The following is a 1,203-nucleotide window of genomic DNA, read 5'->3' as shown; positions in this document are numbered from 1 at the left end:
CCCCGGTTTTGTTTGCGGTAAATTTAATGGACATGTTATGGAAGTGCCTAAGAAATATATTATCTACTGGGCGGAATATGAAGGGAAAAGTTCCTGGACGCCTGGCTTTACTAAAAATAAAAAAGGCTGCGATGCCAATTTTACCTCTTTACCCATGATCGCCAGTTGGCCGGATATGCAACCGGGGGATAAATCGAAATGGTATAAACAGGGGCTGAGGTATGAAGGGCTAAGAATGCGTGTTGAGCCATTTAAACGCACAGATACTGATATCACCTTTAAACGTGACTTTTTTCTAAGAAAACAAAATGATAGAACCTTTGATCCAGTTATTTATATCGATAAATTAGGGCTATTTTTCGTTAAAGCCACCAGAAAATTATTCCGGGCAGAACCACAGGATAGGAATAGTCCTTATTGGTTTGATAAGACGATTAATGGTTATTACTGGTCAGAGGTTGAGGGGAAAGTGCAGGTGGTATTTGACTGTCAGTGGTTGCCGTTAGAGAAAAGATATTATATCTGTGAGGCCATTTTTGTGATGGCGGAAATAGGTTCACTTGTTCGCGTCTCTTTTACAGTAGAAAAATTACCGCAATGGAGAGCCATTGTTAACAGTACTCAGCAGTTTCTTTTATCGCATATTAAACGTTAAGGAAGGTAATTATGTTCCCTAAGATAAATATAAGCAGTTTGTTATGTGATAAAACACGGGTGAGATATTTAATAACATTGTTGATAATGTTTTTACTAATGATGCCACCATTTGCTTCTGCCGAAAATCGCCCCGGTTTTGTTTGCGGTAAATTTAATGGTCATGTAATGGAAGTGCCGGATAGCTATATTATTTACTGGGCGGAATATGAAGGGGCCAGTGCCTGGGATCCGGACTTTATTAATAATAAAAAAGGTTGTGATGCCAATTTTGTGGTGCTGCCAATGATCGCCAGTTGTCCGGATATGCAGCCGGGGGATCAGGAGTTGTGGTATAAACAGGGGCTGGAGTATGAAGGGCTAAGAATGCGTGTTGAGCCGTATAGACGATCTGATACTGATGTTGCTTTTATGCGCGATGCCTATCTTAGAATTAGAAAATACGAGAATAAAACTTTTGATCCGGTTGTTTATATTAATGAATTAGGGCTGTTTTTTGTTAAAGCCACCAGTAAATTATTCCGGGCAGAACCACAGGATAGGAATAGT

General features: G+C 39.7%; 1 protein-coding gene and 1 pseudogene. Both read left to right on the top strand.

The window, feature by feature from the left end:
- Nucleotides 1–655, top strand: a 655-nt coding sequence (locus AEP37_RS23785; protein ID WP_049615650.1) for a hypothetical protein, incomplete at its 5' end; no start/stop codon positions are given.
- Nucleotides 656–753: 98 nt separating this feature from the next.
- A pseudogene (locus AEP37_RS23780) lies at nucleotides 754–1,203 on the top strand (hypothetical protein); the annotation flags it as partial.

The sequence above is a fragment of the Yersinia pekkanenii genome (assembly GCF_001152565.1).
GTDB classification, from domain to species: Bacteria; Pseudomonadota; Gammaproteobacteria; order Enterobacterales; family Enterobacteriaceae; genus Yersinia; species Yersinia pekkanenii.
Note: the sequence above shows the minus strand (reverse complement) of the source record. Positions and strands in the feature narration are given on the sequence as shown.